This window comes from Desulfovibrio sp. JC010 (assembly GCF_010470675.1).
Lineage (GTDB): Bacteria > Desulfobacterota > Desulfovibrionia > Desulfovibrionales > Desulfovibrionaceae > Maridesulfovibrio.
Map to the genome: position 1 here is coordinate 15,543 of NZ_VOIQ01000014.1, position 20,733 is coordinate 36,275.

Genomic DNA, 20,733 nt, shown 5'->3' on the forward strand with positions numbered 1-20,733 from the left:
TCAGTACAAAACTTAGAAACGTACAGGCAGGGCCTTCTCAAGTCCTGCGAGAACCTTCTTGTGTTCTTTGTCTACTGCCTTGTCGGTCAGGGTTTTCTGGCCGTGGCGGTAGGTGATGCGGAAGGAGAGGTTGCGCTCGTCTTCCTGGCCTTCAGGTACAAACACGTTAACCAGTTCCACGGATTCGATCAGCGGCAGCTTGAGGCCAAGGATCGCGTCCTTGATGGTTTCCGCGTGCAGGGAGACGGGACCGATTACGGTCACGTCACGTCTGGAGGGCGGGAATACCGGCAGAGTCTGGAATTTGATCGTGTGACCCATGACGATCTCGCGCAGCAGGTCTGCGTTGAGGTCGGCCATCCAGACTTCTTTTTTGGCGTGGTACTTGTCGGCAATATCCGGCTTGACCATGCCCATGAAACCGATTTCCTGATCACCGAGGGTGATGTTCACGCAGGGCTCAAGGTAGCTGTGATCTTCAACGAGGGAGAAGGAAGCTTGGCCCAGTTTGAGGTCAGCCAGCAGATGTTCTACGAGCCCTTTCACGTCCATGTAGTCGGCATCGCCCTGTTCATTAGGCCATTCGGCTCCGGAACGGGGACCGTTGAGCATGATGCCCAGACGGGACTGCTCGCGGGTTTCAGTGTCGGAAGTTTCATCCTTGATGAATTTCTTGGCGATTTCGAAGACCCGGATATGGGTGTTGCCCTGTGCGAGGTTGTGACGCACGGTGTTAAGCAGGCCGGGAGCCAGCTCGGTACGCATTACGTTCTGGTCTTCGCTCAAGGGGTTGGCGATGTTCACGCGGCCTTCTTCGGGCAGGCCCAGCAGGTCGAGATCATCATCACCCACGAAGCTGTAGTTGATTGCTTCATGCAGACCAACGCCGCGGCCCCAGTTCTTGATGCGGCGGTAAAAGCCGTAAGGGGTTTCCGCAATAACGGAAGCGTCGAAGGTCTTGGAGATGCGGGGCAGTACGGAAGGAATTTTATCCATGCCGAAGTAGCGGGCTACTTCTTCGTACAGGTCGGCCTCGCGTTCGAGGTCCAGTCTGTAGGAGGGAGTGGATACCTTCCAGCAGTCTGCATCGCTATCATTAACTTCCAGTCCCATGAGGGAGAAAGCTTTTTTACTGAACTCAGGTTCGAGATCGAGACCAAGCCAGCTGTTGCAGCGTTTGTGGCGGTAATCGTGGGTACGGTCCTGCCATGGCTTGGGTTCGTTCTTGGCCACGCCGGAAACAACTTTTGCGCCGGACAGTTCGCTCATGAGCTGGGCTGCACGGTCCATGGCAAAGGTGTTCAGCTGCTGGTCCACGCCGCGCTCGAAGCGGTAGGATGCTTCGGAGGGCAGGGCCAGACGGCGTGCGGTTTTGCGGATGAGGCCGGGACGGAACACAGCGGATTCAAGGACCACGTTGGTGGAACCGTCGTGAATCTCGGAGTTCATGCCACCCATAACACCGGCCAGAGCAACCGGACGCTCGGCATCCCAGATGAGCAGGTCGGAATCGATAAGTTTGCGTTCCTGTTCATCAAGGGTGGTGAATTTCATTCCTTCAGGAGCAAGGCCTACGCGAATCTTGTCGCCTTTGAGCAGGTCTGCGTCAAAGGAGTGCAGGGGCTGGCCCATTTCGAAAAGAACGTAGTTGGTCACATCAACAATATTGCTGATGGGACGTACACCCACGGAAAGGAGACGGTAACGCATCCAGTCCGGGGAAGGTGCGATTTTTGCGCCCTGCAGGATTCTGGCCTGATAGAGCGGGCAGAGTTCAGGATCGTCGATTTCGATCTTGAGCATATCTGCTGCATTACCGCCGTTCTCAACGAGGTTGAGTTTCGGCATGGTGATGGGCAGATCAAATGCCAGCGCAGCTTCACGGGCAATTCCGAGCATGGAGAGGCAGTCGGCACGGTTGGGAGTGATACCCAGATCCATGACGGTGTCTTCCATGTTCATTGCTTCAGTGAACTTAGCACCGGGCTTCAGTCCTTCGGGCAGGATCATGATGCCTTCGTGCGCGTCGGAAAGTTCCAGTTCGCGCTCGGAGCAGATCATACCGTGGGATTTTACGCCGCGGAGTTTGGCTTTTTTGATCTTGAAATCGCCGGGCATGGTGGTGCCCACTTTGGCAACGGGCACGTTGATGCCCTGCTTCACGTTGGGTGCGCCGCAAACGATATCAAGAAGCTCGTCGTCACCGACGTCTACTTTACAAACAGACAGCTTGTCAGCTTCGGGGTGCTTACCGCACTCCACAACATGACCGACAACGATGTCTTTGATCGCTTCAAATGGATTGAAAATTTCTTCAAGCTCAAGGCCGAGCATGGTCAGCCTGTCGCCAAGCTCCTGAATTTCGCCCTCATAAGGAACGAAATCCCGCAGCCATTGCATGCTTAAAAGCATTTGAGCCTCCAGCAGTATCTACTGCGTATATATTAGGAAAACTGTTCGAGGAACCGGATATCGTTTTCAAAGAACATGCGCAGGTCGCCGATGCCGTATTTGAGCATGGCTACGCGTTCAATGCCGAGTCCGAATGCGAAACCGGAGTATTTTTCGGTATCGTAATCAACTGCTTTCATTACGTTGGGGTCCATCATGCCGCAGCCGAGGATTTCCACCCAGCCGGTCTGCTTGCATACGCGGCAGGGTTTGCCGTCGATGGTTCCTTTGCCGCCGCACATAACGCAGGAAATATCTACTTCCGCGCTGGGCTCGGTAAAGGGGAAGAAGCTGGGGCGGAAACGAACGTCAGTCTTGGGTCCGAAAAGCTGATGGACGAATGCGGTCAGTGTTCCGCGCAGGTCCGCCATGCTCACATTCTGATCGACGAGAAAGCCTTCGATCTGGTGGAACATGGGGGTGTGGGTCAGGTCGGAGTCCCTGCGGTATACCTTACCCGGTGCAATCGCTGCCAGCGGAGGAGTTCTGTCCTTCATGGTGCGGATCTGCAGGGGGGAGGTGTGGGTGCGCAGCAGGATGGAATCTGAAATGTACAGGGTGTCCTGCATGTCGCGCGCGGGGTGCTCCGGCGGAATGTTCAGTGCTTCGAAGTTGTACCAGTCGTTTTCAACTTCGGGACCGGTTACGACCTCGAATCCCAGCCCGATGAATACGTCACAGATTTCGTCCATGACGAGAGTGACCGGGTGCAGCGAACCTTCAGCAGGTTTGCGTCCGGGCATGGTGGGGTCAAAACGGGAGAGGCTCTCAGCGATGGCTGCTTTTTCAAGCTGGCCTTTGCTTCCCTCAATAAGTTCGGTGAGAGCGGCCTTTACTTCATTGGCTTTTTTACCTGCGACAGGCTTGTCTTCGTTGGGAAGTGAGGGCAGACCGGACATAATCTTGGCAACGCGTCCTTTGCGGCCGAGAAGATCGATCTTGATGTCTTCCATCTGAGACAAAGAAGAAGCCTGATCCAGGCGTGCTTCGCACTCCGGGACCAGGCCTTCAAGTTCCTGTAACAGGGACTTTACGTCCGACACTTTAGCTAACCTGAGCTTTAGCGGTCTCGACGATTTTAGCGAATGCAGGAGCATCGTTAACTGCGATATCGGCGAGAACTTTACGGTTCAGAGCAACACCGGCGAGGGAGAGGCCGTGAATAAGACGGCTGTAGGACAGACCGTTCAGGCGTGCTGCTGCGTTAATACGCTGAATCCAGAGTTTACGCATGTCGCGTTTGCGCAGCTTACGACCAACGTAAGCCATGCAGAGTGAACGCTCAACGCGCTCTCTGGCGGTGCGGTAAAGGGTTGATCCGGAACCACGGAAACCCTTGGCCATCTTTAAATATTTTTTGTGACGCCTCTTGGCGGCTACACCACGTTTTACTCTCATTGTATTCCTCCTGGGGAATTTCTTCTCTTAAAACCCGCCGCGAACGTGTGTTATTACCGCGGACAGGAGTGTATAATCTAATTAATTCAGTATTATGCTCACGCAATTAAGCGTAGGGGAGCATGCGCTTGACCTGACCGATGTTCGCACTGTCAACAGTGGTGCTCTGGCCGAGTCTGCTTTTACGTTTAGCGTTTTTCTTGGTCAGGATATGACGCAGACCCTGACGACGACGCTTGAATTTACCACTACCGGTTTTTGCGAAACGCTTTGCAGCGCCTCTTCTAGTCTTCATTTTAGGCATTTTATCCTCCTAGGGAATACCGGCTGTTAAGCCGGAAAAGACCTTATTTTTTAATAGGAGCCAACATCATGTTCATGGTGCGGCCTTCGGACCTTGGAGCCTGTTCCATTTTGGAAATATCCATGGTCTCTTCTTTGACTCGCTCCAGAACAGCCAACCCTCTGTCCTTATGGACAATTTCTCGGCCCCTGAAAAATATAGTGACTTTGCACCTGTCGCCGCCTTCAAGAAACCGACGGATGTGCTTGAGCTTTGTCTGGTAATCGTGCTCGTCTGTCTTGGGGCGAAACTTGACTTCCTTGATCTGGACTATCGTCTGCTTCTTTTTGGCTTCCTGCTTACGCTTCTGCTGCTGATATTTGAACTTACCATAGTCCATAATCTTGCAAACAGGCGGATCTGCCTTTTCTGCAACTTCAACCAGATCAAGACCCCGGTCCTGTGCTATTTCAAGGGCTTCACGTGTGGGAAGTTCACCCAACTGATTACCCTCATCGTCAATAACCATGACTCTGGGAACTCTAATGCGCTCGTTTCGGCGGGCACCGTCATCCCTGCGATAGGGACGCCTGTCTCTATGAAAAGCTATAGCTCATGCCTCCGCGTTTGAATGGTTCATTAATGGCGGTCGAAATAAGCTCTGCCGCATCTTCAATAGATTTGAGTCCGGGGTCTTCCCCGTCGCGGGCCCTTACATTGACCGATTCCGCAGCGACTTCTTTGTCGCCTACTACTAACATGAACGGGATTTTTTCAAGCTGGGCCTCCCGAACTTTGTAGCCCAGTTTCTCATTGCGATAATCAACCTCGGCACGAATGCCCTTTTCTTGCAGAAACTGCAAGACTTTTTGTGCAAATTCGTTCTGAGAGTCGGTGACAGTGAGAATTTTTGCCTGAACAGGGGACAGCCAGGCAGGCAGTGCGCCACCGGTGTGTTCAAGGAGAACACCGATGAAGCGCTCGATGGAACCGAGGATTACCCGGTGTAGCATTACTGGTCTGTGACGACCACCATCTTCGCCCACATAGCTTAAGTCGAACCGCTCTGGCAAGGTAAAATCACACTGGATTGTAGCACATTGCCAGCGGCGTTCAAGTGCATCTTTAATAATAATGTCGATTTTGGGACCGTAGAACGCGCCGTCGCCCTCATTTATGGTGTATTCCATACCCATTTCATTGAGTGCGCCTTCGAGAGCTTCTGTTGCTCTGTCCCAATCTTCATCAGAACCGATGGCCTTTTCAGGTTTGGTGCTGACTTCCGCTTCGTATTCAAATCCGAACAGATCCATCACGTCGCCGACAAACTTGGCTACCCCGATGATTTCATCGCGAAGCTGATCCGGGCGGCAGATGAGGTGCGCATCATCCTGAGTGAAGGTACGCACACGGAGCAGGCCGTGCAGTACGCCGGATTTCTCATGGCGGTGGACAACCCCGTGTTCAAAGTAACGTTGGGGCATGTCACGATAGCTGCGCAGTCTGGATTTGAATACCAGCATATGAGAGAGGCAGTTCATGGGTTTAATGCCGTATGACTGCTCATCAATCTCAGTGAAATACATGTTTTCGCGGTAGTTGTCGTAGTGACCGGACTTTTCCCAAAGCTCACGCTTGAGAATGAGCGGACCCTGTACGAACTGGTAGCCGCGCTTGAGGTGTTCCTTGCGTTCGAAGTCTTCAAGGATGGCTCTGATCAGCGCACCTTTGGGGTGCCAGATGGTCATGCCTGCGCCCACTTCGGGGTTCACGGAGAAAAGGTCAAGCTGGGTTCCCAGTTTGCGGTGGTCGCGTTTTTTAGCTTCCTCAAGTTGGGCAAGGTGCTTTTTCAGGGACTTGGGATCGGGAAAAGCTGTTCCGTAGATGCGCTGCAGCTGTTCGCGGTTTTCATCTCCACGCCAGTAGGCACCTGCAACGGAGAGCAGCTTGAAGGCCTTGAGCATGCCGGTGCGGGCCACGTGGGGGCCACGGCAGAGGTCTGCAAACTCACCGTTGGAGTATACGGAAACAGTGTCTTCACCCAGATCGTTGATCAGTTCGATTTTGTAGGACTCGTTCATGCCCTCGAATTTTTTGATCGCGTCCGCGCTGGAAAGCTCTTCGCGGGTAAATTCTTCGTTGGCACCCACACGGCGCAGCATTTCGGCTTCGATGGCCTCCAGATCTTCAGGAGTGAAGGGGCGTTCATAGTCGAAGTCGTAGTAGAAGCCGCTGGCGATTGCGGGGCCGATGGTCACCTTGGCAGTGGGGAAGAGCTTCTTCACCGCTTCAGCCATAAGGTGTGCAGTGGAGTGGCGGATTACTTCCAGACCTTCTTCGGAGTCAGCCATTACCGGCTCAAGGTCGGTACAGTCGGCAGGCACGGTGGTGGTGAGATCAAGAAAGGTATCGCCGCATTTGGCTACTACAACGTTCTTGAACTGCTTTTTGGACAAGGCCTCTTTGAGAACCTCGCCGCAAAGCGCACCCTGCTGAACCTCAAGTTCTTTACCTGCAACTTGCATAATCCTTTCTCTCTTTGCGGAAAAATTGTTTTAATGTCCGTTCTTTTCGGACAAATGAAAATGTCTTCTTTTTTAGGAAAATATTGCTTTCGCAACCTTTCGTTATCCTTGAATTCATAAGGGTCGAAGACGTGATACACTGCACAACGTGCGCAATAATGTTGCTGCACGAAGGCGGTATATTTAGCTGAGAAATGGTGGGAAGTCAAGCGGAACGGGGGCTTAGGGGCAGAATTATTGCAAATTAAAGTTATATTGAAACGCATCCCGGAAGATTGCTTCCAAGTCTGTTTTTCTTAGCACAGAATTTGGGCAAATAAAACCTCCCCCGGTAGGGCCGGGGGAGTATGATTTTCAGTTGCGGGAATAATTAAACGGATTTTACCCCCGCCTTTTTTGGCCATTTAAACCCATCAGGCAACGCTTTGTATTTTACCAGCTCATCCGTCAGCATGTCATGTAGTTTTTGCATCATGGCCCGGTTGGCTTTTGCCCGTGCTCCCCAAGCCAGATTGACCATCTGTCCCGGATCATCGGCCAGATTATACATTTCGTATTCCAGCTTGGTGCCTTTGTTGGTGAAGTAGACAGCATACATCCAGTCTTTGTAGCGGATACTGCGGATTTTGCCCGCTACAGTATCATATACGTTTTTCATTCCCAGCAGACCTTCGAAGAGTGATTCACAATCTTCGGTAAAGAACATGGCCCGGTCACGGACACTTGCGTTGGGATCGTTCATGACCGGGACAAGGGACTTGCCGTGGATACCCGCCTTTTTTAATTCTTCAGGTGCAGCGGCTCCGGTCAGTTCCGCCACGGTGGGTACAAGATCGATCAGGCTGGAAAAGGATTCGGTTTTGGTCCCTTTGGGAAAGAGCTTCGGATTGGAGATGATCAGCGGAACGTTGATGGTTTCCTGATAGCTGTTTACCCCTTTCTGGATCATCTGGTGCGACCAGCCCTGTTCTCCGTGGTCTGCAATACGGAAAATAACAGTATCTTCGGTGAGTCCCTTTTCTTCAAGCTTATCAAGAACAGCTGAAATCTGTTTGTCGACCACTCTGTGCAGGTGGGCATAGAAACGGCAGAAATCCACCCGGTCCTTTTTAGTGGGGCAGCTGGAAACCTTGTCGCAGAGCTTCTGGTATTCCTTCTGGGCGGATGGTTTTTCATCAAGGCTGTCATTGTAGTTCGGCGGCAGGTTGATTTCATCAAGGTCGTCATAGTCCGCCTTGTCGTAACCCCATTTGTCCTGATCCGGCCAGGCACTGATGTCGTGCGGGTTACCGAAGGAGCAGACCATGAGAAATGGATTGTCTGTGTCCGGATCATGGTTGTCCAGATATTCGAAAATGGTCTCGCCGTTAGTTATGGCTGGAGTCATGCGGTTGTAGGTTTCCGGTACTCCGTCCACAAAACGCTGGTCGTTGCTCGGATACCCACCTCCGATCCACGGGTTGCCGCCGATATCCACGGCGCAGTCCGGCGGATTCCAGCGGTTGGCGCGGTAATTATCTGCGGCCCATTTAATATCGTAGCTGGTAAAGTTGTCCATGGACGGATTGGATTGCGGGGTAAAGAGATGCATTTTGCCTTTGTAGGCGATATCGTATCCGGCTTTTTCAACCAACTTGAAGATGTTGGTTATGTCTCCTCCCAAGGGAGGATTGGGCGGAACCTGCGTTACGCCGTGTACGCTGGGATAAACCCCGGTCAGGAAGCTTGCCCGGCTTGGGGAGCAGGCGGCAGCGGCTGTGAAATTGTTGGTGAAAGTAACGCCCTTGTTTTGCAGGCGTGCCATGCTGGGCATGTTCTTATCGAGCCACCCTGCAGGCCAGTGCTGTTCCTGCCGCTGCTGGTCGGTAATGATCAGCATGATGTTGGGCCGTCTTTTGCCTGTTTTTGGGGATGATTTTTTACCTGTGGGTTTTGCTTCGGCTGTTTGTGTATCGCCCAGCACACCGGAAGCCATTGCTCCGGCTGTAAGTGCCAGCCCGTCTCTGAGGAATTCTCGCCGTGTCTTGTCTTTCATGGCCTGCTCCAGTTCAGTCCGGCGCAGATAGCACGACTCAACAAAGAGGTTCATGTGTAACGCCGAATTAGAGAATCAGCATAACTATACGTGAGAATGGGGAGTGGGTAAAAGTTTTTTGCTTACTCAGCGCAACATTTTTTGAATTTCTTACCACTTCCGCAGGGGCAGGGCTGATTTCTGCCTGTCTTTTGTTTCGCAGCCGGGGTGATGCGTGGTTTTTGCAAGGCATGGGCGAGCTGGCGGAATCTTTTATCCGAGTACTCAAAGAACAGTTTGTAGGCCGGACATAGGTAATTCAGCCCACTTTTATTGTTTTGAGGAATTCGGTCTTTGGGACAACCTCCGCGACATAGAGATAGCCAGCGGCAGTTTATACACTCGGCAGGCAGATTTGCCTTTCTGTATCCGAAATCGTGTTGTCTGCCGGAGTTCAGCATTTTGATGAGGCTCGAATCCTGTATGTTGCCGAGTTTCCATTCCGGCTGGACAAAGAAATCGCAGGAAAAGACATCTCCGTTATGCTCCACAGCCACATAGTTTCCGCATTCTTTAAGCATGGTACATTCCGGCGCAGGGTGGCCTATGTAGCGATGAAGTAAAGAATCGAACATGCGTAGGGACGTGCGCGGGTTCAGGGCCGGGAAATCAGCCATCCAAAGGTCGAATATACGGCAGAGGAAATGCCCGTATTTGTCAGCAGGAACGGAAAAAGGGGAGAGAAGTGATGGATTGACTCTGTCTGCTTCCACACAGGGGATGAACTGCATATGGGATAGACCCATATTCTTGTGAAATTCATATATTTCATCCGGGAAATGAACCGAGTGGTCGTTAACGACAATAAGCGCGTTTACAGCCAGTCCGGCGGCGATCATTTTTTCGGCATTGGCTGAAATTGTTTTCCATGTGCCGTTTCCGCTACGAGTCCGGCGGTAGTGGTCGTGCACATGCTCAGGTCCGTCCAGAGACAGGCCGACCAGCCAGTTGTATGATTTAAGGAACTGAATCCAGTCGTCATCTATGAGCAGTCCGTTGGTCTGCAAACCGTTTCCGACCATCTGTCCGCGCCCATAGAGTTGCTGCAAATCAACTGCTTTGCGGAAGAAATTAAGTCCCATGAGCGTCGGCTCGCCGCCCTGCCAGATAAAGCTGACCTGATCCCCGGATTGTTCCATGGTCTGCCTTATAAGCTCTTCAAGTATGTCTTCAGACATGCGATGAATCGGGTTTTCATTAAACAGCGAGTTTTTTTCCAAGTAGAAGCAGTAGGTGCAGCCCATGTTGCAGTCCGGGCCTGCGGGTTTGATAAGGATTGTTTGCAGTGGTTTAGGCATAGTTTTGCATAGCATGCGGGGATGGGGATGTCTGTATTAAAAAAGGTCAGGGTGTTTAGGTATGTTTCGGGGGGGGATTGCAGCGGTTTAAGTTATTCGGGTAACTGTCCCTGTTCTTGGAGTTGTTTTACTTTGGTCATAAATTTTTTGAAAAATTCTGATTCGGTTCCGAACTTTGAATCCAGTAATGTTAGTACAGATGTTTTTGCATCTTTTTTGGCTTTGACGAGTTTAGGGAGGAGTATCGTCCTGCGATTCCATCTTGTGTTGGTTTCGTGTGCTTTTACAAGCTCGGTTAGTTCTTTTTCAGTGAACTCATTGACATAAGTGTTTGCCATCACAGTTCTAATTCCTTTCTTTGCTCTGAGCTCATATAAATCTTCCTGTAGGCTGTCTTTCAGTGTTTTTAGTATTATATCGCTATATTTTGCTAATTTTTTGCTTTCTTTGAAATTGATTTCTGCTTCCGTGAGGGTCGTTTCGTAGAATGCCTGATAGGCTGCTTCTATATTGAAAGTTATTTCTACAAAGTCATATGCAGCTTCAAGATGGCTGTCTGCTTGTGGCTGTGGCTTTTTAGCTGCGCAAGATAAGATTATTGCCAATAGCGTGCATGAAAGTAGAATTTGAAAATATCTCATAATGAAGTCTTGTTGTTCTAAGTGTTTGTGTTTTTTTGATGTCTTGATGCATGGCAACCCGTTTGGGGGTATTATTCAGTGGGCATAATTCCATCATTTTGCAGCTTTTCGATTTTAGGAGCCAGTTTTTCATCAAATCTATTTGCAAAAACAGAGCTGAGTAAATCTTCAGCTTTTTTCTCACCTTTTTGCATGATTATTTGTTGTTTTTTCGCGAATTTTTTTCCCAGAGGTGTTTTGTAGAAGTGCAGCAGTCCCTCAAGTTCTTTTTTGTTGAATTCCTCAGTGTAGACTTCTGCATGTAGAAGGTACATGGAGTCAAGAATCTCCGGGTCGTAGAATGTTTCTTTAAATGCTTCCTTGTATGCGTTGATTAGCGGTTCTCTGTAGCCTTCTGTTTCCGGATCATTATAAACCCCGGCTTCGACCGCCATTATGGTCATGTAGTGAAATGCTGTGTACAGGGCTTCTGTGTCGAGCATTGCGTGGGCTAATTCTAGAGCAACTTCCATTTTTTTGTTTTCTTCCGCCTGTGCGGGGGCGGCAATCAAGCAGAGGAGTGCCATTATGCATATAATGCCTGTTTTTATTGATTTCATAGCTAGTCCTTAACTTTTTTTGAATATTTCAGTTATTGTTTTTCTGTTTTTATATAGCATGTGTAATATTGTCAAAGATTAGTTTCATAATTCTGAGGCGTTCTACAGAATTTGCGGGCAGATATGAAAAAAGCTCAGCATATGAAATCATATACTGAGCTTTTGATCTTTGATCTCCAAAATATTTCTATTCAACTCTCAAAGCAAATGCAGCCTTCCCCTCACTCTCATTCATGCCGATCAATTCAAAACCATTTTCGCCGCAATCACAATTCATCAACTTGATTTCATTTCCTTCGAAAACTTCGGAAAGAAATGCAATGCGGATAGATTTGACCTTGTTCTGATCCAGGCCCAGCGGACGTAGACCATCGAATGACCAGCGCAGGTATTCGGTGTTGTTTACGTGTCCGTTGGCATCGAGGGAGCTGTACCCAACTTTCAGGGAGCGGATTTCTTTTTCCGGTGTGCCGGGACGCAGTCGTTTCATGCTGTCCGGGAAAGCGCAGCGGTCCAGAGCGTGCAGATTCAGTTTTTGATCAACTGCAATGGGACGGCGTGTTTCAGAGTCCAGCACCATCCATTCAGAAGTGGCCCGGACGATCTCGCGTCCTGTTTCATCGCAGCCGGAGAAGTCGCGGAAAGCACGCAACTTCTTAGCTCCGCGTGACCATGTTGTCAGTGTAAATTCCTTTTCGCGTACAGGCAGTTCGGCAATTTCAATGCGCATGGAAGTCAGCACCCAGAAGCAGCCTAGTTTGGCCATGCCTTCAATGCCGAAGCCAAAGGAATCCGCATGCGCGGTAGCAGCTTCCTGCAGGTGATGCATAAGCCAGTGGCAGTGCATGCGGTCATCCGGTCCCGTCTCGTAAGCCGGGACCGTGTTGCTGATCAGGAGTGAATCGTTGTCCACGCTACCATTTCCTGCCGAGGTCGAGCGGGGTGTCGCGGCGCATCATGATCTGCTTGGTGTCTTCATCGGCCACAAAACGTTTGTACACGCCCAGTGCCCACATGGGGAAGTATTGGGAGTAGCCGTGGTAACGCAGGTAGAAAACCTTGGGGAATCCGGTTCCGGTGAAAAGGGTTTCATCCCAGCTGCCGTCATCTTTCTGAGTGTCCAGCAGGTAGCGGATACCGCGGCTGACAGCTTTGGAGTGAACCCGCCCGGCAGCCATGAGTCCCAGCAGGGCCCATGAAGTCTGTGAGGCAGTGGAATCGCCCAGACCCGCAAAATGCTTGCTGTTGTAGCTCAGGCAGGTTTCGCCCCAGCCGCCGTCTTTGTTCTGATGGTTTTCAAACCATTCCACGGCCTTGCAGACATAGGAAGAATTCATGTCTTCCCCGGCCTGACGCAACCCGCAAAGCACGGACCATGTGCCGTAAATATAGTTCACACCCCAGCGGCCGAACCATGAACCGTCGTCTTCCTGTTCTTTTTTCAGGAATTCAATACCGCGTTTGATGGGCTTAAAGCTCTTGTCGTAACCGATAACACCCAGTAGCTCGACCACACGGGCGGTCAGGTCGGATGTGGGCGGGTCTAGCAGGGCACCGTGGTCCGCAAAGGGGATGTCGTTCAGGTATTCGGCGCAGTTGTCGATATCGAATGCCGCCCAGCCGCCGTTGGTGGACTGCATGCCGATGAGCCAGTTTACGCCTTTAACAAAATTTTCGTGATGTTCGGGCTGATCCAGAACCCCGGCGCGACACATGGCCATAAGCACCATGGCGGTGTCATCAAGGTCGGGGTAGAAGGTGTTTTCAAACTGGAAAGCCCAGCCGCCGCCTTCGAGCTTGGGGGCTTTGGAAATCCAGTCCCCACGGAAGAAAATCTGCTGGTCCCAGAGCCAGTTCAGGGACTGCTGGGTACATCTGCTGTTCTGGTCCTCACCTGCTTCCATCATTGCCGAAAGGGTCAGGCAGGTATCCCAGATGGGGGAGTTGCAGGGTTGGCACATGGCCTGTTCGAGGTTCTCAGCAGTACCGTGGTTGGGGGAAATATCCAGCTCCGGTGCCGCTGAAAGTTCCGCACCGCCGGTAATGACAGTGTGTTCCCATGGCGACTTTTCAGGCACGTGGAATTTATCAACCATGAGGTCGTCCACAGCCTGCAGGCCGCGGGCGTAATCCGGGTCGGATTCATCAAAACCCATCAGGTGCAGGGCCATGACCGCGTTGGCCATTGCCGGAAAGATCGCCCCGATGCCGCCGCGTCCGGCCATGTGTTCGCGGGTCCATTCTGTGGCGTATTTAATGGCCTTGTCGTTAATCTTCTTGGGGATCAGGTGCATGGTCCGTTTCAGGAAACGGTCGGTGAAGATGAAGAAATTTTTGCGCCAGCTTTTGTTGCGCCACTTATCAATATGAATGTGCTCTTCTGCAGGTTTGCAGAAAAGTTCAGGCACAGCTTCTTCCGGACGCAGCCGGCAGACCGGCTGCTTGGCGTAGATCAAAAGCAGCGGGTAGATAACCGAGCGGGACCAGTATGAGACTTTATCCAGATGAAAGAAGAACCATTTGGGCAGCAGCACGATTTCCACTGGCATGGCCGGAGGGCAGTGCCACGGAATCTGACCGAAGGTGGCAAGGCAGATACGGGTGAACACGTTACATGTTTCAGCACCGCCTTTTGCAAGAATGGTTCTGCGGGCGCGGACCATGTGCGGATCGTTTTTATCATCACCGAGCATCTTCAGGGCCATGTATGCCTTTACGGATGCACTTATGTTGATGGGGCCGTCTTCATCGTGCAGGGGCCAGCCGCCGTCCGGCATCTGCTTGGCGCGGATGTAGTTGCCCAGTCGCTCGGCAACACCTTTGTCCATTTTGCGGCCCAGAAATCTGTTGAACATGATGTATTCGGAAGGGATGGTAACATCAGCTTCCAGTGCGAAGACCCAGTAGCCGTCCGGGGATTGCAGGGAGCGGAACCGTTTCATTACCCGGTTCAGGGCATCCTTGGGTTGCAGCAGTGATACAACGTGGTTCTTGGGCTTTTTGTTCGTTTTCATGGCACTTTTCTTGTTCATGTTGGAAGTCCTTATATAAATAACGGAATTTAATCCGACCCGTGCGAAAAAGATTAGTTCGATTATAGTAATCAGCCGATGGCGTCAACAGCGGAGTCAATTACCTGCGCTTTCAATCTGTCCAGCGGACCCCATTCAAAAGAGGGGTAGGTGATCAAAAGTGAGGTAAGTCCATGGGTTGCGGCAACTACAGAGTTTGCGGTGACCAGCACGTCCTCGTCTGAAGCGTTTTTGGGCAGGCAGTCTTTAACGCATTTATTGATGCGGTTGTACATGGTTTTGCCCAGCGGATTATCCTGAAAGTGGGAATCGTGATCCTTCCAGAGATCGCTTTCCATCATGAAGCCCACCCGGTAGGCACTGGGGTTTTCCAGCCCCATGTCCACAAGGGTGTAGAGAATGTTTTTCAAGGCTTCACGCGGGGGAGGAGCAGTGGCAATGATTCCATTGATGCGCTGCAGGAAATCCCGGTAGGTCTCTTCAGTAAGGCAGAGGAAGAGTTCCTTCTTATCCTTAAAGTGATGATAGATGGTGGTCGGTGAGTAGCCGATGGTGGTAGCCAGTTTGCGCATGGAAACCTGCGCGTACCCGTGCTCGGCAAAGAGCTTGCGGGCGGCATCCAGAATCAGCATACGCAACGGCTGCTGCGGTGCATCAATTGTTTTTGAATTGACATTCATCGTCTTGATTCTCCTGCGCTTAACGGTGTTAAGCTGAAAAGCGTTCTTGCATGAATGTATGCGTCTGTCAACCAAATGTAACGATAAGTATTGTTTCTCCGGTAAATATCTAGGTGCAGAAGATCCCGTTATATACGTAGTGCCGGACTGCATGGAAAATAAAGGAAATAATCAAAAAATTGCTTGCAATCGAAAAACGGTTTGGATATTAATTCTCGCCTCGGACGGAGAAATGCGCTAAAGTTCTCCATCTGTTTTCACATAAAGTGGCCCCGTAGCTCAGTAGGATAGAGCACAGGATTCCTAATCCTGGTGCCGCAGGTTCGATTCCTGCCGGGGTCACCATCTAGTGCAAAACTAGTGTAATATTAAAGGGTTAACTCATTTTCAGAGTTAACCCTTTTCTGCGTTTATTTGCGGTTTTTTTTGGGTGCTGCCAACCTTTGGTGCCAACCGGGGTGGGTGAGTGGTATTAGATGAAATTGATTATGATAATTAATATCTATTATGTTTGTGAATTCGGTTGGCCGAAGTTGTTCATGTGTAGGATGAAAGGATTGAATTAAACCCTCGCTACCCAGTTGATTTTTATTAATAAGAAATATACTTATTTTGGCGATACTGAGTTCGCTTTCAAAGTGTATTACATTGATATATTGTTGAAATTAAATTTACCTGTTTTGGGGAGGATGAGATGGTTTGGGATTCGATTAAGAATAAATTCAGTTCTATGGCAAACAACAGGAAAAAATTGTTAGAACTAAATGAGCGAGTTCGTCCTATTGTTGAAGAGTTGAAAGAAAATGAAAAATATTTAGATGAAGACGTTAGAAAGCAGGTTGGGTATTTTCCTGAATATACTGCTAAAGAATGGCAGTGCAATTACTTTATTGAAGATATTGATATTGATGCTATCCGAGATACAATTAAAAAGAAAAAAGAAGAAGAGGTGATTGTTAACAAGGCAATGCGAATTGTTAATCAACTGAAAGACTCTGCCGATTTTTTGGATAGCTCATTGTCTATGAAGATTAATGCTTTTATTAATAGACCTACTTTTGAAGCAAGCACCTATTTTATCGAGGAATTAGATTATAAAAATATCTTAAGAGAACTACCAAAACTAAAAAGAAAGTTTAAAGAACAGCAGTTTAGGCAAAAAATTGAACAATACGATGGTAAAGCCAATGCCGTAAGTATTGTTTCTGGAGACTGCATGCATTTTGATGCAAACTATAGACAACTTCGTGGGAAAAATTATTTTGAATTTTATCGTACTCTTTCTGATTTTAATCAAAAAGAAATAGCTTCATTGAAATTGTTAGAAGTTTTTTCCAGATTTGGTCTTCCTAATGAAGAAATCAGTCAAAGTTTTGTTTCAGAAGCAAAGCTGGCTATTGTTTATAATCGTGGAAATTGTATACAATCATTTGATGAGAGTATTGATGCGTCCGATCGAATAGTTGGGGCGTTAAATCATGTTGTCCAGAGTAGTCAGATGTCTGGACAAACTAAACAAATTGCAACCAATATTACAAAAATATCTAGCAAGCATATGAAGGTTGCTGATGTTAAGGCAGCCCTTGGTGAGGCTGTTATTCCTTCAAAAACAGCATGTTCACTTGTTTTATCCGCTGCTTTACGAATTCAAGAAAAATTACCTAATGATAGCTGTACTGTATACATTAATGAAATACTAGGATCTGCTAATAGTTGGTTAAACTCCCGAGAAAATAAAAATTCAAAGATTTCATTTGTGGATAGCAAAAGTGAGTCTAAAAAAATATCTAATAGTTTGTTGCTAGGAAAAAATAGTGATGGATCGTATGCTCATTATTGCGGAGAAGGATCGCTTCTAACCATTGCACACTCAGGGGCAGGGAAAACTCAAAGTAATGCAATACTAAATCTTATGAGATACAATGGACCGTCAATAGTGTTAGACATTAAGGGGACATGTTATGCCTCTTCCGCTGAATGGCGTGAAGTTAATGTTGGAAAGACATATCGGTTTAGTCCCTTTGACAAAGAATCAAGTTGTAAAATCAATCCCTTGGATAGAATTCGCAGAGATATTAATTATGTAGTAGAAGATTCAATGTCTCTAGCTTCAATGTTAATTGTTATACAAAATAGTAATAATCCTACATGGGATATTAGGGCTAGGCAGGTAGTTGCAAGCTCTATTGCTTGTTTAGTTTTGGACCCAGAAATTGAAAACCCAACAATGCAAGATGTTCAAGATGTTTTAGCTTTCAATGGAGATGAATGGGTTGATTTTAGGAGAAAAATGTATGGTGCTGGTGACTTTGAAGTTCCTAAGACTCTTGAGCGCGATGCAAAAATTTTTGGGAATATTCCTGATGATCAGTTTGCAACAATTATAGACACAGCTAGAGAGCAGGTGGCATCTTGGGATGTAAATAGTATTGCGAATGCGACAGAAAAAACGAATTTCGACCCTTCTTCTTTTAGGAATGGTAAGAATGCTACTCTGTATATTACGCTTACCAAAGACGAACTCAAAATGTATGCTTCTGTTATTAGAGTTATTCTTGCCAGTCTCATAAATCCATTGATGAAAGAAATTCCGTCAGACGATGTTAACGATTTGATTCTCTTTTTAGATGAGTTCCCACTTTTAGGTCAAATGGACCCTATTGATGATGCTTTGTCGTTAGGTAGAGAGTATAAGATCAAATTATGGTTTTTTTCTCAAACAGAAGGTTCAATACACGATGCATCGAAGACTCCAGGGTTAATAGCTGATAATTGTGATGTTCATATATATATGACCCCCGCACCAAATACTGCTGAACGTTTATCTCGCCAGTTGGGGGTGGTTGAAAGCATTGCTGACGGACAACAGAAACCCTTGGTTACACCTCAAGAATTAACGGGAGAAGAATTTTCAGATAAAGCTCTCGTGCTAACTAAAGGGTGCAAACCAATGAAACTCGAGAAGGTAATGGCTTATCAGTTTTATTAGAGGTTTGAGTGTTGACGAGAGGTGAACCATGAATGACAAGTATATGCACCAAAAAAGTAAGAAAGATGGAAAGGAGGACAAATGTCGCAGGAGTTCCCTGAGTTCTTATGAAATAAATGATATTGCTGAGGCGGCTGTTAATACTGTTGATGTTGTTATCTATAAGGCTGTTTGCGAAAAAAAGGAAGATGCGAGTGCTGTTTTTACTGGACCAGCTTATGATGTAAAACAAATCAGCGAAGTTCCACCTTTGGACTACTGTAAAGAGCCTCTATCCACTCAATCTGAAGGTGATTATGTTGGTGCTTTGTTTTTAAGTGGCGCTTATCTTACTCATGAGGCCGTCAAGCTGGCCCAAAAGCAGCGTAAGAGAATTAAAGATTTAGCTCTTAAATTTAACAAAGAAAAACGTAAGGACAAGTCCAAAAAGAAAGATAATATTGCCGAATTTGCGATTAGCGAAGTAAAGCGTAAGGATAAATCCAAAAGGAAAGGAAAAGCTATTGAGGTTGAATCAGAAATAGCAAAAACTAAGGATAAGAACCAAAAAACTAAAGTTGCTGAGTTCGAAGTTAATGAAGTAAAGCGTAAGGATAAATCTAAGAAGAAAGGAAAACCTACTGAGGTTGAACCTGAAGAAGTAAAGAGTAAGGGGAAGGCTAAAAAAGACAAGGTTGCTGAGTTTGAAGCTTTAGAAGCAAAACGTAAGGATAAATCCAAAAAGAAAGAAAAGAAGAAATCGTTATTATAATATAGCACAAGTTAACTGTGTTTTTTAACAGAATAATACCTTTGAACCGAGGTCCAAGGGTATTATTTTATATGAAATCCAACACGTCGCCGTCACCTTCGGTCAACCGAAGAATCGAAACAACCCAATCCCCACCAAACACACATCCCCACCTGATCCCCAGAATCACCCAAAAAAATCACCAGCCCTCAGTGACCAAATCAAACCAATCAAGATAACCTTCAATTTTCAGAATTATTTAACGGTAGTCCCCCCATTCTTAGGGGGCCTGAAAAGTAGAGGCTATGCAGCCATTCTCAGTTTTTGCATCGGGGTGATACCGCCAATGCCCATATTGGGACGTTCGTTGTTATATGTCCAGAGCCATTTGGTCGCGTAATCCTGCACTTCTTGGATGCTTTCAAACATGTAATGACTCAGCCAGTCATACCGCACGGTCCGGTTGAAGCGTTCAACGTACGCATTCTGTTGCGGTTTGCCCGGTTGGATATATTCGAGTCGTATATCTTCTTTCTCAGCCCATAGCAGTAGCCTGTTGCTGATATATTCAATTTCGTCCAGAAATATTTTTACTGCTGAAAAGTCATTATAGATTACATCGTAAGAGTCTTTTTTTATCATTATTTTTCCGATGGTTGTGCTAGTCAAGTTGAATTTTTAATGCTTCTGCATATGCTTCTTCAAGTCCCGATGCTAATCCGTCAAGAGCAGCACGTTCACCATCATCAGTAATATTTTGTGCTAAGTTAATATGGTTTTCACAGTATTCAATATTGTCTGGACAAATACACAATTCTTTTTTTGTTGACCTTCTTGCTATTCCAAAATGAAAGGATTTGCATCCAATCTCGTTTTCGTAGTAGGCCCGATTTGCCTCGTCTTTTAGATGGTAGTAGTAATATACTTTGTATGCAAATTTTTGGGGCGGACCATCTATGACTAGAATCTCTTTGCCTGTTCTCCGTGATAATTCTTGGTATATTTCAGCGTTTAAAAGTGGTGTGTTGGAAGGTAGGGTTAAGAAATAACATCTATGTCCTTCTATCTGGAATTGTTGAGTAATGTTTTGGCCAAGAATATTGTGTTTAATTTCATAATATTTCCATGACAAACCAAGTGCATCGAAAAAGGCTGCCCAGTATGCAGCTAATGTATTTTCGAAATTGACTCCATTGTATGAAATTTGGGCTTCAGCTTGTGGTTGGTTTTCCTGACAGAACATATATCTTAAAGCTTCACTGATAACTTCAGTTTCGTTGGTGTAAAGTCCTGATTCAACTTTAGTCTTTACAATTCGTTCTAGTTCAGGGGGAAGAGATATATTCATGTGGGGTCTCCTGTTAAAAATATAGATATTGTTTGTAATCCCTGTTGCTAAGTAATGTAAAGTTGAATTGTTAATAGTAATTAGGTTTAAAAATTAACCTATTAAAAAAGCCACCGTCACCTTCAGTCAACCGAAGAATCAGTAGCACGAGCAACGATCACAAAACAACCGCCCCAATTCACCAGACCACATCCCCATCATCTGACCCCCAGAATCACCCAAAAAATCACCAGCCCCCAGTGACCAAATCAAACCAATCAGGATAACCTTCAATTTTCAGAATTATTTAACAATATGAAATTGAAGGAGATTTACTGATGGCAATTAACTGCGATCCACTGTTTCGGATGATCTATTCCTATACCCGTAAACAGGCAATCGAAGATGGAAATCTGATCGATGTGACCGAACAGGCCAAGGAGACCGGATTTAAGGTTCCAGTAGCTGTTTCATTGAACCTGTATGCGAATTACATCACCCCACCGAAAGGGCTTGAAGGCGAAGGGCAGAGCGTAGAAGGACGACTCCACGATCTTTTCACCATGTGCTTGCTGGCTATGCAGGATAAACTAGACCAGAGCAGGATAAGCTTTCAGTTGTTGTTTTTGGTTCATCCGGCTCAAGCTTACTTTTGACAAAATAAAGGAAAATGGCGTCCAATCGATGAAAGTACCACCAATCATCG

Annotated in this window: 17 protein-coding genes, 1 tRNA gene and 1 pseudogene; 4 read left to right on the plus strand and 15 right to left on the minus strand. The window is 47.5% G+C overall.

Annotation, left to right across the window (positions count from 1 at the left end):
* Nucleotides 1-12: 12 nt before the first annotated feature.
* The 13 genes from pheT to FMR86_RS15560 form a co-directional block, all read right to left on the minus strand.
* On the minus strand, nt 13-2,412 hold the full coding sequence (pheT, locus tag FMR86_RS15500; RefSeq protein ID WP_163352318.1) for a phenylalanine--tRNA ligase subunit beta: 2,400 nt from the start codon (nt 2,410-2,412) through the stop codon (nt 13-15).
* Nucleotides 2,413-2,444: 32 nt separating this feature from the next.
* Entirely contained in the window at nt 2,445-3,494 is a 1,050-nt protein-coding gene (gene pheS / locus FMR86_RS15505) for a phenylalanine--tRNA ligase subunit alpha (RefSeq protein ID WP_163352319.1), read from the minus strand.
* A 1-nt stretch (nt 3,495) separates the two neighbouring features.
* Nucleotides 3,496-3,849, minus strand: coding sequence for a 50S ribosomal protein L20 (rplT, locus tag FMR86_RS15510; RefSeq protein WP_163352320.1), 354 nt, complete (start codon nt 3,847-3,849; stop codon nt 3,496-3,498).
* Between the two features lie 106 nt (nt 3,850-3,955).
* Entirely contained in the window at nt 3,956-4,153 is a 198-nt protein-coding gene (gene rpmI, locus FMR86_RS15515; protein ID WP_163352321.1) for a 50S ribosomal protein L35, read from the minus strand.
* A gap of 43 nt (nt 4,154-4,196) precedes the next feature.
* Nucleotides 4,197-4,742: a translation initiation factor IF-3 gene (infC, locus tag FMR86_RS15520; protein ID WP_163352389.1), complete on the minus strand. Its 546-nt coding sequence runs from the start codon at nt 4,740-4,742 to the stop codon at nt 4,197-4,199.
* The gene (gene thrS, locus FMR86_RS15525; protein WP_163352322.1) at nt 4,729-6,657 is read right to left on the minus strand and encodes a threonine--tRNA ligase; all 1,929 of its coding nucleotides are present in this window, start codon (nt 6,655-6,657) and stop codon (nt 4,729-4,731) included. Before thrS ends, infC begins: the two co-directional genes overlap by 14 nt.
* Nucleotides 6,658-7,027: 370 nt before the next feature.
* Nucleotides 7,028-8,746, minus strand: coding sequence for a sulfatase-like hydrolase/transferase (locus FMR86_RS15530; RefSeq protein WP_163352323.1), 1,719 nt, complete (start codon nt 8,744-8,746; stop codon nt 7,028-7,030).
* 68 nt (nt 8,747-8,814) lie between these two features.
* On the minus strand, nt 8,815-10,029 hold the full coding sequence (locus tag FMR86_RS15535) for an anaerobic sulfatase maturase (protein WP_163352324.1): 1,215 nt from the start codon (nt 10,027-10,029) through the stop codon (nt 8,815-8,817).
* Nucleotides 10,030-10,121: 92 nt separating this feature from the next.
* The gene (locus FMR86_RS15540; protein ID WP_163352325.1) at nt 10,122-10,670 is read right to left on the minus strand and encodes a hypothetical protein; all 549 of its coding nucleotides are present in this window, start codon (nt 10,668-10,670) and stop codon (nt 10,122-10,124) included.
* A 71-nt stretch (nt 10,671-10,741) separates the two neighbouring features.
* Complete coding sequence (locus FMR86_RS15545; RefSeq protein WP_163352326.1) at nt 10,742-11,269, minus strand: DUF2059 domain-containing protein; 528 nt, start codon at nt 11,267-11,269, stop codon at nt 10,742-10,744.
* Between the two features lie 187 nt (nt 11,270-11,456).
* Complete coding sequence (locus tag FMR86_RS15550) at nt 11,457-12,182, minus strand: acyl-ACP thioesterase domain-containing protein (RefSeq protein WP_163352327.1); 726 nt, start codon at nt 12,180-12,182, stop codon at nt 11,457-11,459.
* A 1-nt stretch (nt 12,183) separates the two neighbouring features.
* On the minus strand, nt 12,184-14,301 hold the full coding sequence (shc, locus tag FMR86_RS15555; RefSeq protein ID WP_163352328.1) for a squalene--hopene cyclase: 2,118 nt from the start codon (nt 14,299-14,301) through the stop codon (nt 12,184-12,186).
* A 71-nt stretch (nt 14,302-14,372) separates the two neighbouring features.
* Nucleotides 14,373-14,981: a TetR/AcrR family transcriptional regulator gene (locus FMR86_RS15560; RefSeq protein ID WP_163352329.1), complete on the minus strand. Its 609-nt coding sequence runs from the start codon at nt 14,979-14,981 to the stop codon at nt 14,373-14,375.
* A gap of 268 nt (nt 14,982-15,249) precedes the next feature.
* Between FMR86_RS15560 and FMR86_RS15565 the strand changes: the two genes are divergently transcribed.
* The 3 genes from FMR86_RS15565 (at nt 15,250) to FMR86_RS15575 (ending at nt 18,721) form a co-directional block, all read left to right on the plus strand.
* Nucleotides 15,250-15,326: transfer RNA gene (locus FMR86_RS15565), tRNA-Arg, on the plus strand.
* Between the two features lie 349 nt (nt 15,327-15,675).
* Entirely contained in the window at nt 15,676-17,970 is a 2,295-nt protein-coding gene (locus tag FMR86_RS15570) for a type IV secretory system conjugative DNA transfer family protein (protein ID WP_163352330.1), read from the plus strand.
* Between the two features lie 28 nt (nt 17,971-17,998).
* Nucleotides 17,999-18,721 carry a hypothetical protein gene (locus FMR86_RS15575; RefSeq protein ID WP_163352331.1) on the plus strand — a complete coding sequence of 241 codons (723 nt, stop codon included), beginning with the start codon at nt 17,999-18,001 and terminating at the stop codon, nt 18,719-18,721.
* A gap of 282 nt (nt 18,722-19,003) precedes the next feature.
* Here FMR86_RS15575 and FMR86_RS15580 read toward each other — a convergent pair.
* A pseudogene (locus FMR86_RS15580) lies at nt 19,004-19,270 on the minus strand (integrase core domain-containing protein); the annotation flags it as partial.
* A gap of 91 nt (nt 19,271-19,361) precedes the next feature.
* Nucleotides 19,362-20,048, minus strand: a complete 687-nt coding sequence (locus FMR86_RS20445) for a hypothetical protein (protein WP_203544931.1) — start codon at nt 20,046-20,048, stop codon at nt 19,362-19,364.
* Nucleotides 20,049-20,365: 317 nt separating this feature from the next.
* On the opposite strand from FMR86_RS20445, the gene FMR86_RS15590 reads away from it, so the two are divergent.
* On the plus strand, nt 20,366-20,683 hold the full coding sequence (locus FMR86_RS15590; protein ID WP_163352332.1) for a DUF6573 family protein: 318 nt from the start codon (nt 20,366-20,368) through the stop codon (nt 20,681-20,683).
* Nucleotides 20,684-20,733 lie beyond the last annotated feature (50 nt).

Bases quoted from the DNA above. Each gene is read 5' to 3' on its own strand.
- pheT (WP_163352318.1), bottom strand. From the start codon at position 2,412: ATGCTTTTAAGCATGCAATGGCTGCGGGATTTCGTTCCTTATGAGGGC.
- rplT (WP_163352320.1), bottom strand. From the start codon at position 3,849: ATGAGAGTAAAACGTGGTGTAGCCGCCAAGAGGCGTCACAAAAAATAT.
- rpmI (WP_163352321.1), bottom strand. From the start codon at position 4,153: ATGCCTAAAATGAAGACTAGAAGAGGCGCTGCAAAGCGTTTCGCAAAA.
- thrS (WP_163352322.1), bottom strand. From the start codon at position 6,657: ATGCAAGTTGCAGGTAAAGAACTTGAGGTTCAGCAGGGTGCGCTTTGC.
- FMR86_RS15530 (WP_163352323.1), bottom strand. From the start codon at position 8,746: ATGAACCTCTTTGTTGAGTCGTGCTATCTGCGCCGGACTGAACTGGAG.
- FMR86_RS15535 (WP_163352324.1), bottom strand. From the start codon at position 10,029: ATGCCTAAACCACTGCAAACAATCCTTATCAAACCCGCAGGCCCGGAC.
- FMR86_RS15540 (WP_163352325.1), bottom strand. From the start codon at position 10,670: ATGAGATATTTTCAAATTCTACTTTCATGCACGCTATTGGCAATAATC.
- FMR86_RS15545 (WP_163352326.1), bottom strand. From the start codon at position 11,269: ATGAAATCAATAAAAACAGGCATTATATGCATAATGGCACTCCTCTGC.
- shc (WP_163352328.1), bottom strand. From the start codon at position 14,301: ATGAACAAGAAAAGTGCCATGAAAACGAACAAAAAGCCCAAGAACCAC.
- FMR86_RS15560 (WP_163352329.1), bottom strand. From the start codon at position 14,981: ATGAATGTCAATTCAAAAACAATTGATGCACCGCAGCAGCCGTTGCGT.
- FMR86_RS15570 (WP_163352330.1), top strand. From the start codon at position 15,676: ATGGTTTGGGATTCGATTAAGAATAAATTCAGTTCTATGGCAAACAAC.
- FMR86_RS15575 (WP_163352331.1), top strand. From the start codon at position 17,999: ATGAATGACAAGTATATGCACCAAAAAAGTAAGAAAGATGGAAAGGAG.
- FMR86_RS20445 (WP_203544931.1), bottom strand. From the start codon at position 20,048: ATGAATATATCTCTTCCCCCTGAACTAGAACGAATTGTAAAGACTAAA.
- FMR86_RS15590 (WP_163352332.1), top strand. From the start codon at position 20,366: ATGGCAATTAACTGCGATCCACTGTTTCGGATGATCTATTCCTATACC.